At 43.4% G+C, this 9,596-nt stretch carries 8 protein-coding genes; 2 read left to right on the plus strand and 6 right to left on the minus strand.

The genetic code is table 11. The features are described from left to right. The 5 genes from ACO4PX_RS05820 to recJ form a co-directional block, all read right to left on the minus strand. Positions 1-639: hypothetical protein (locus tag ACO4PX_RS05820; protein WP_485571957.1), on the minus strand; the 639-nt coding region annotated here is incomplete at its 3' end. 139 nt (positions 640-778) lie between these two features. Then, positions 779-1,726: an alpha-hydroxy-acid oxidizing protein gene (locus ACO4PX_RS05825; RefSeq protein ID WP_485571958.1), complete on the minus strand. Its 948-nt coding sequence runs from the start codon at positions 1,724-1,726 to the stop codon at positions 779-781. 167 nt (positions 1,727-1,893) lie between these two features. Then, positions 1,894-2,838: an AEC family transporter gene (locus tag ACO4PX_RS05830; RefSeq protein ID WP_472450773.1), complete on the minus strand. Its 945-nt coding sequence runs from the start codon at positions 2,836-2,838 to the stop codon at positions 1,894-1,896. A 172-nt stretch (positions 2,839-3,010) separates the two neighbouring features. After that, positions 3,011-4,267: a serine hydroxymethyltransferase gene (locus ACO4PX_RS05835; protein WP_485571959.1), complete on the minus strand. Its 1,257-nt coding sequence runs from the start codon at positions 4,265-4,267 to the stop codon at positions 3,011-3,013. A 28-nt stretch (positions 4,268-4,295) separates the two neighbouring features. Continuing rightward, complete coding sequence (gene recJ / locus ACO4PX_RS05840) at positions 4,296-6,011, minus strand: single-stranded-DNA-specific exonuclease RecJ (protein WP_485571960.1); 1,716 nt, start codon at positions 6,009-6,011, stop codon at positions 4,296-4,298. Between the two features lie 330 nt (positions 6,012-6,341). Here recJ and ACO4PX_RS05845 point away from each other — a divergent pair, with 330 nt between their 5' ends. Next, positions 6,342-7,253 carry a CPBP family intramembrane glutamic endopeptidase gene (locus ACO4PX_RS05845; RefSeq protein ID WP_485571961.1) on the plus strand — a complete coding sequence of 304 codons (912 nt, stop codon included), beginning with the start codon at positions 6,342-6,344 and terminating at the stop codon, positions 7,251-7,253. 77 nt (positions 7,254-7,330) lie between these two features. Here ACO4PX_RS05845 and ACO4PX_RS05850 read toward each other — a convergent pair whose 3' ends face one another. Then, on the minus strand, positions 7,331-8,980 hold the full coding sequence (locus ACO4PX_RS05850) for a helicase HerA-like domain-containing protein (RefSeq protein ID WP_485571962.1): 1,650 nt from the start codon (positions 8,978-8,980) through the stop codon (positions 7,331-7,333). A gap of 134 nt (positions 8,981-9,114) precedes the next feature. On the opposite strand from ACO4PX_RS05850, the gene ACO4PX_RS05855 reads away from it, so the two are divergent. Beyond that, positions 9,115-9,558, plus strand: coding sequence for an RrF2 family transcriptional regulator (locus ACO4PX_RS05855; protein WP_485571963.1), 444 nt, complete (start codon positions 9,115-9,117; stop codon positions 9,556-9,558). The last annotated feature ends 38 nt before the right edge of the window (positions 9,559-9,596 follow it).

A 9,596-nucleotide genomic window follows, 5' to 3' on the forward strand; every position in this document is an offset into this window, starting at 1 on the left:
CTGTAAAGCCAGAGCAAGCAGTGCATTGCCAAGCAAAATCGCTATAATCCAGAAGATGGTTTTTCCTACAGACTGCTCTCGGATTTTCAGAAAGCTGTAAGGACCGGAAACCAGACCAATCCCATTTAAAATCAAAAGAGGGATGGCATACAGCAATGTTACTCCCAGCGCCTTTCCTATGGCCGATACAGGAAGGACTCGCTTCTCTTCCATAAAGAGAAAAAGAAAAATGGAAAGGAAGGGACAAAGCAAGTGGCTGAAAAATCTTGTTCCATCCAAAAATTCATGGGCAAATCCGTTTTCCGGTCCAAGCACTAAAAGCACCACGAAGAAGGTCAATGCCAGGCATACGGAAGAAATATAGCGGAAAAGGGAAAGGGAAGGAGGAAATGTCCAGCTTTCTCCTTTTCCTTGTAAGGCCTTACTGAGTACACCCTTTCCCTCTTGATTTTTTCTTTGTAAAAGGAAAAAGAGCATAAACGCTGAACTGATTCCGCAAAGCAGGTTGGAATCGGTCGTATAGAAACGAAAGGTTCCCAGTCCGTCATCCTGCAGTCCGTGCAATACAACGATGCACTCCAGCAGTAACAAAACAAAATGCCCCAGCATTAATCCCTTTTCTCCGGTCTTTTTTTCCATCCCTTACCCTTTCTATTTTCGCTTATCTATTCCGGAAATTTCCATTTCTCTTTTTCGCTGATCTATTTAGAGAATTTGCATTTCCCATTTTAGCTTTTCCATACTAAAGCTATTTGATTGCTTCCCGTTTTTCTCCTTACTAGCAAAGATACAGAACACCGGCATCAAAGGAATCGCAGTCCTTCACTCCGGTATACATCATCATTTCCCGAAGCTCCTCCTGCATATTTTCCACCTTGGAAATCACTCCCTCCGCCCCATGGGAAAGGAGGGGTTGCAGAATTCCCCGCCCTACGGAAACCGCATCTGCCCCTAAAGCCAAGGCCTTATAGGCATCATAGCCGGTATCCATACTGCAATCCACGAAGATCTGCATCTTACTATCCTGTAAAGCCTCCTTGATTTTCGGTAAAATCTGTAGAGGAGCAATGCCGAAGGGAAGTCTGCCATGATGGTGGGAAACCACGATGGCGGCACAGCCTGCTTCCTTGGCCTTCAGTGCATCCTGAACGGAAAGCACGCCCTTTGCCACAAAGGGTAGCTTGGCATAGGCTACAAAGTCTGCTAAATCCTTGCTAAACACCGGCCCCATAGGAATTCCGTCTACCACATCGTAACGGCCGTCTGTTCCCGGCACGTGATCAATGTCGATTCCCACTGCCAAAGATCCCTGCTCTCTAGCAAAATCTATTTCCTCCCGTATTCTTCCATGATCCGCAAAGGGCTTGATAATCCGCACTGTATCGGGATTTTTAGCAACAATCTTGCCATAATCTTCATTGTCTTCCATCCCTACCCAGTTGAGCGCATTTAATTCCTTTGCCGCTAAAGCATACTCCTCCATAGGCGTTCTTCCATTTTCCAGCACCTTGTTCAAGTGGGAAAATGCCGGCATCATAATCGGGGAGGCATATTTCTTTCCAAAAATCTCCTTCTCCAAGGAAACCTCAGTACTGTCAATCACCCGCATTTCTACATGGATTCGATCCAGGTAGGCTCTGTTATAGCGGTTGGCATCCTCTGCATTACCACTGGTTACCGGAATCACTCCCGGTCTTCCCGGCCATGGGCTATTGTTCATTTCCATAAAAATCTCCTTTCAAAATCACCATTTAAAAACATATGCTTTTATATCGCCTTTTTACCTAAGCTTTCGGCTTTTTACCTAATCTTTCGGCTTTTACCGATTTCAGTATTTGCCCTTTCCTTTAGAAGAATTCTATTCTTCCCCCATACGCAGCGTCCTCCAAGCTTCTACACTATCGGATAGAATAAAACCAAAAGGGCATAGGCGGCAAGAGCAATCAGTAAAAATAGGGAAATAAAGGCGGAAACGAATTCCTCCTGTTCCTCCTTTTGTAAAAGTCCTTTAATCTGTAAAGGTACAGGAAATCCTGTAGGACAAAGGAAATACAGAATAACACCGAAGGAAAAAATTCGATTCTGCATTTGCTCCTTGAAAAGCAGGAAGAACAACAGAATAATGCTTCCGCAAAACAGAAGGCGGATTCCTGCCAAAGTAAACAGAGACGCTAAAAATCCCTTGTGCAGTCTCATACTGTAGCCCAGGCTAAACAATATCAGAGAGCCGATAGGAACGGTCAGCGCCTCCATGGTATTGTCAAAGACAGCCTTTAAACCTGCATTTTGCATAAGGACTTGATGCAAGCCGCTGGCATTCATGATTACTCCGAAAAGTACCGCAAGAATAAAGGAGCTGGTAAATATTTTCTTGGCAAAGGGCAAAAGCTTCCGTTCTCCTATACTTTTGTTCATGAGAATCATAGGCACAAAGATAAAGTTAATCAGTATTCCCGCGATATCAAAGGGAATCAAATTGGCGGTATAGCTCTTTCCCACCACGCTGATATACAAGGGAAGTGCCACTGCCCCGCCTTCGCAGGTCAAGCAAAGGAAGGGAGCAATTTCCTGAAATTCTGCCGGTAAAAGCTTGGAAAGTCGTCCTCCCAGAAAGTAAACCAGCATCCAGATAAAAATCAGAAATATGATTTGTAAAAATACGCCTTTTTCCAGATTTGTTTCCACCATAACCTGATAAATCAGGAAAGGAAACAAGATATCCAACGCAATTCTTTTTGCTCCCTCATTTTGTTCGTGGCTAATCCAAGCTCTTCTTCTGGCGTGACCTCCCAAAAATAATAGGAAGAACACCGGAAATATCACGGAAACCGCTGCCATTTTCCCTCCTTGTTTTATAAAAGCCCAAAGGCTCTTGTTTTCGTTCCATTGAAAATTTCCAGCTTATCATATGCTTTACCTTAAAAAAATGCAAGTAAAAGAAGAGCCGCTGCATAATGCAGAACGGCTCTTCGTATGAATTGCTTTCTTTATTTTTTAAAGTAAAGCTGTATTATTTTCCTTCATAAATAGGATGTGCATCGGTTAATGCTCTTACTCTTCTTGCTACTTCTTCCTTGCTGCTTTCGAAGTCTGTAGCTACTTTGTAAAGGCATTCTGCAATTTCCTTCATATCCTCTTCTTTGAAACCGCGAACAGTTACTGCAGGAGTTCCGATTCTTACACCGGAGGTTAAGAATGGAGAACGGGGATCATTGGGAATTGCATTCTTATTTAGTGTGATATGCACTTCATCACAAGCATTCTGCAGGAACTTTCCGGTAACATCCTGGAAGTTGGTTAAATCCACCAGCATTAAGTGGTTCTCTGTTCCGCCGGATACCAGCTGGAATCCCTTGTCCATCATAGCTGCAGCCAATGCCTTCGCATTCTTCGCTACCTGCTGCTGATATTCTTTATACTCCGGCTTTAAAGCTTCTCCAAAGCAAACTGCTTTAGAAGCAATGACGTGCTCTAAAGGTCCGCCTTGCACACCGGGGAATACGAACTTATTGAAGTTGTACTGCTCTGCCACTTCTTTGCTGGATAAAATCAATCCGCCACGAGGTCCTCTTAAAGTCTTATGGGTAGTTGTGGTAGTAACATGAGCATAAGGAATCGGGCTTGGGTGCACGCCTGCAGCAACAAGACCAGCAATGTGCGCCATATCTACAAAAAGGATAGCTCCACAAGCATCGGCAATCTCACGGAAACGCTTAAAATCAATGACTCTTGGATAAGCAGAAGCTCCGGCAATAATCATCTTCGGCTTCTCTTTTAAAGCCTGCTCCATTACCGCATCATAGTCAATATAGCCTTCTTTGGTAATTCCGTAAGGAATGATATTGAAGTAAAGTCCTGAGAAGTTTACGGGTGAACCATGGGTTAAATGTCCGCCGGCATCCAAGCTCATACCCATAATCTTGTCTCCGGGCTTACAGATTGCCATGGTAACTGCCATATTGGCTTGTGCACCGGAGTGGGGTTGAACGTTTGCATATTCACATTGGAATAATTCCTTCGCTCTTTCGATAGCAATAGTTTCTACTACGTCTACGGCTTCACAGCCTCCGTAATAACGCTTTCCGGGATATCCCTCCGCATACTTGTTGGTTAATACGGTTCCCATAGCTAACATTGCAGTAGTGGAAACAATATTTTCAGAAGCAATCAACTCGATGTTGTTTTGCTGTCTTTCATACTCTTCCCAGATTCCCTTCCCCACCTCAGGGTCATGTTCTTGAATAAAATTCATGATTTCTTTGATCATTCACGCCTCCTTTTCATCTGAATATTCCTTAATCTTCTTTCCAAAAATACTCAGAAACCACCACTTGAAGTTGCTTTATGTTGTTGTACACCTGAATCTTTGGATAGTATAACAGATTAAATCTATTTCGACTAGATTTTTTGTTCAAAAATTTTTCTCCATCCTCAAAGAGTACTCCTTCCACTCGTGTACCTTGTTCATCTTCCAGATATAATTTGATGGCATTTTTGTTTTTTCCCACAATTTTAAAATCCTTTAGCAAAACATTCTTCTGGGCAAAGGCAGGCTTTTCATTTCCTCTACCGAAGGGTTCCAAGCGGGACAAGGAACGAACAAAGTCTTCTTTTAGATAGGAGAAAGGTAGAACCACATCAATCCAGACCTTCTCCTCCAAATCCTCCGCCTGAAGCTTTGCATTTTGCAGAAGAGCTTTTTTTAGCCCGGGAACATTTTCCTTGGCAACGGAAAATCCTGCTGCCATGGGATGACCTCCGAAACGTAAAAGCAGTTCCTTTTGTTCCTCCAGCCGTTCTGCCATAGGATAGCCGGGAATGGAGCGTCCGGAGGCTTTACAGCTTCCGTCCTCCCCGTTGGTAAGGATAAAGCAGGGACGATAAAAGGCTTCCCGTATCCGCCCCGCCACGATTCCCGCAAGGCTTTCGTGCAAATCGGGAAGCACCAAAAACAGCAGCGGCACATCTCCTTCCTGTTCCGCCAGCGCCTTGGCTTCTTCCACCCCTTTTTTCGTCATTTCCTTTCGTTCTTCATTTAAGACCAGTAAGTGAGCCGCCTTTTCCTCGGCCTTGCCTTCATTCTCCTCCAGAAAAAGAGAGAGTGCCAGCATAGCACTTTCCAGACGACCTCCCGCATTGATGCAGGGACCGATTTGAAAACCGAGTGTATAGGAGGAAATTTCCTGCTCCGGCAAGATATGACACTGCTTTAGAAGCGCCTGCATTCCGATATTTTGAGTCTTTTGCAAATGAGTCAGGCAATACTTTACGATAACACGATTTTCTTTTTGTAAAGGCATCACATCACAAACCGTAGCAATACCGGCAAAGCAAGCCAGCTCCTCCAAAAGCTCCAAGCCCTTTTGCCGTTTTTCCAAAAGCATTTTCATAAGAAGATAGCAAACCATGGCTCCGCAGATTTCTTCATTAGGATACTTACTGCCCTCTCTTTTGGGATTCACCACGGCAAAGGCTTCCGGAATCCTTTTCTTTCCTTCCTCATCTCTTCGTAAATCATGATGATCCGTAAGCAGTACATCCATACCGTAGGACTTTGCTTTCTCCATGGCGGAAAATGCGGAAATGCCGTTGTCACAGGTAATCAGAAGGGAAATTCCCTCTGCCTTTGCCTCCTCGATAATCTGCTCGTTAATCCCGTAGCCATCTAAAATTCTATGGGGAATGACCACGGAAAGCTGCTCTTTGGAGAAAAATAGGGAAAGTGCCTTCGCCAATATGGTAGAAGCACAAACACCGTCCACATCATAGTCCCCTACAACCCGAACTTTTTCTCCCTCTTTCATGGCTCGCTCCAGGCGATTTAAAAAACGAATACTGTCCGGCAAGAAAAGAGGAGAGGGAATCTCTTCTCCCTCTAAAAAATTCCGCATTTCTTCTTCTGTTGTTAAATCTCGATTCCGAAGAATGCGAACCAAAACCGGATCCAGAGATAATTTCTCTCCCAACTCCTGAAAATCTGCCTTTTTACCGTATACATACCACTTTTTCATTTTTTCCTTCTTTATTAAATCTTTTTTTGCCGATGCATCTCATTATGAAACTTTATGCTGTTCCAAATCCTTAAATTAATTTGCGGAAGTATTATTTTTCTTGTATAGTAGAAAAGTCCTGACTCTGCTTTATTCTTATTTTCCAACTTCCATCGAGAGTTTTTATTGTATCGCTATTCGGAAGAAAAGAACAGAAGAAAGATAAGAAGCAACGATATAAGAAGCAACAATATAAGGAGCCGCAAAAAGGATTTATAGAAGTAAAAGGAATTAAAAGAACTTAGAAAAAATTGGAAGAATTTAAATTACACAAATAGAAATGGAGATATAATGAATTTATTAGAAATCAAAAGAGATTTAAATAAGAGCGCCTTAGCCCTTTTGTTATATGTGTTGTCGGTGCAGATTTTAGCCGTACTTTTGGTTCTCCTTTTACCCTTAACAAAGATTCCTTTACTATCCGACCAATATATCTGCATGGTCATTTCCGTTATTATCAGCTATTGTCTTTTGGACAATATCTTTCCTAAAGAAACAGTCACAGAGCCAGGTCCGGAAAAACCAAGCTTTAGTGTCCTGTCTTTTCTGCATTATTTTATGCTTTTCCAAGCCGCCCAGTGGATAGGAGGAATCATAAATATCCCGATTATGACGCTCTTTACCAAGCTTGGATTAAACTTATCTTTTTCCGAAGAAGCGGCAAGAGGGGGGAGCCTGACGAATGCTCCTATGCTGTTTTATACGATTTTGGTGGCTCCCCTTATGGAAGAACTGGTTTTTCGCGGAATCTTTTATCGTCGTTTCCGTTCCTACGGAAAATATTTTGCAGCTTTTTACACCGCATTTTTCTTTGCTTTAATGCACAGCAATTTCCTGCAATTTGCACCGGCCTTCAGTATGGGCCTTATTCTCTTCTTCATCAGAGATCGTTACGGCCTTCCCTATTCCATCCTACTGCATTTCAGTAATAACCTTTTGGCCATTGTGGTAAACAACCTGTCTCAGGGTTCAACTCTGATTCAGGGTATCTACAGTCTATTCCTTCTTGCCGGTTTGGGATATGGCATCTACTATGTTGTAAAAACTAGAAAAGACTTGGCAGAAGACAGACAATACGAAAAGGAACACTCCCTTTCCTTAAAGCAATTCTTTTCCTCTCCCCTCTTATGGGTAGATATCGTCCTGATGGTGGCTCTGGCCTGTGTGAGCCTCTTTGTTCCTATGGATACAGGAGCAATGTAAAAATAAACGAATACAATTTTTGTGCATATAGGTCCGGAATAAGGGGTAATCTGAGCCCGTGGGTACTACATCACCCCTTATTTCCCAAAGAGGGTTTCCAGGATGCCTCTTCCAAAGGCAGCACCGATATTTCCACCCAGTCGTCTTCCCAAGCCTTTTCCAAAGACGGATTTTCCGATGCCGGAGCCAATTTCCCGGCCTATGGAGCCGGAAACGGAGCGTCCTACGGATTTCATTACGGTCTTTTGCTTGGATCTTTCTTTTTCCATTTCCCGTTCCTGACGAAGGCGTTCCTTTTCTTCTTCCTTTTCCTTAAGTCTTTGGACTCTCTCCTCTTCTTTCTCCTGCTTAGCTCTTTCCTTCTCCTCCGCCTTTTCCTGAAGAAGACGGTTTTTCTCTGCTTCTTTTTCTTCTAATTCCTTCTGGAAACGCTCCTGCTCTTCCTTTCCCTTTCTATGCAAGAATTCATAGGCGGAATCCCGGTCCACTGCCTCTCCATAGCGAATATAGAGGCTTGACGCTTTGATAGCTCTATCCTGCTCCTCCGGGCTTGCCTCTCCCAGATAAGACTGGGGCGGGAAAATCTTAGCCTTTTCCACTATGGCAGGGCTTCCATCTTCCTCTAAGCAGGAAATCAAAGCCTCTCCTGTCCCCAGATTCTCCAGTACCTCCTCGGAGGAAAATGCAGGATTTTCCCGGAAGCTGTCTGCTGCCGCACGAATTTTCTTACGTTCTGCTGGAGTATAGGCTCTTAAGCCATGCTGAATCTTATTTCCGCACTGAGCCAAGATGGCATCCGGGATATCCGAAGGACTTTGGGTAATGTAATAAATTCCTACCCCCTTGCTTCGAATCAAACGGGTGATTTGATTTAATTTTTCCAATAAAGCCTTGGGAGCATCATCAAAAAGGAGATGGGCTTCATCAAAGAAAAAGACAAAGCGGGGCTTCTCCAAATCCCCAACCTCCGGAAGCAGCTCATAAAGCTCCGATAAAAGGTAAAGCAGGAAGGTGGAATACAGCTTCGGCTCTCCCATAATTCTCTTGGCATTAAAAATATGGATAATCCCCTGTCCCTTCTCATTCTGCCTGAAGAAATCCTTTACATCCAAAGCAGGCTCTCCAAAGAATTCCTTTCCTCCCGCCTCTTCCAAGGCTACTACGGAACGGATTAAGGCATTTAAACTCTGGGTAGGAAGATTTCCAAAGGAAGTACTGTACTCCTTACTGTTTTCCGCCACATACTGCAATACGGAGCGAAGATCCTTGGTGTCAATCAGCAAAAGCCCTTCCTCATCCGCAATCCTAAAGACCACGCGCAAAATATCACTCTGTACATCCGTGCAATTCAGCACTCGACTTAAGAGTAAGGGACCCATCTCCGAAATCGTACAGCGAAGAGGAATCCCCTCCTCTTTGGATAGGGCAAAAAGCTCCACAGGGAATCCCTGATAACGGAATTCTTCTTCCGTAAGCTTGCATTCTTCTCTTCTCTTTTCAATTCCTTCTTTGGCTTCTCCCGGCTTTAATAGACCGGATAAGTCTCCCTTTACATCGGATAGAAACACCGGAATTCCCAGGGAAGAAAACTTTTCCGCTAAAACTTTTAAGCTTACCGTCTTACCTGTTCCCGTTGCTCCGGCTATAAATCCGTGACGGTTAATTTTATCGGAAAGAATAGAAATTCTTTTTCCTTCTTCGTTTATGGCAAAATCAATTTTAGACATAGGCTCTCCTTTTTGTGAAATCAGTAATGCCATTTTACTAAAAAACCATTCTCTTGAACATTGCTTTTTTTAATAAACTTGTCAAAACTCCCAGTGCTATGCTAGGATATAAAAAAGCTATGGAGGAAAAGAATATGATGATTTCAACCAAAGGCCGTTATGCCTTAAGTACCCTGATTGATATAGCTGAACAGGAAAAGAAAGGAAATCCCGTTTCTATTAAAGAAGTAGCGGAACGACAGGGAATTTCCGTAAAATATTTAGAGCAGATTATCGCCCTGATGGTGAAGGGCGGATTTTTAAAGAGTGTCCGGGGAGCCAAGGGAGGATATCTTCTTTTAAAGGAAGCAAAGGATATTTCCGTGGGAGATATTTTAGATGCTGCGGAGGGAACCCTCTCTCCTGTGGATTGTGTGAAAGAGGGAAGTAATTGTGAAAGGTCTGCCAGCTGTCCCACCTTTCCCTTATATAAGGAAATAGACGAAGCCATCTATGCCGTAGTGAATCGCTATAGCCTGGAGGATTTACTGCAATGCAATTCCAAAGGAAAGCTGGAGCATTGTCCGAATAAGAACTAAGAAAAGAGAGAACCCAGACAAATCTTATAGTGCTGATG

The organism is Oribacterium sp., assembly GCF_057249185.1.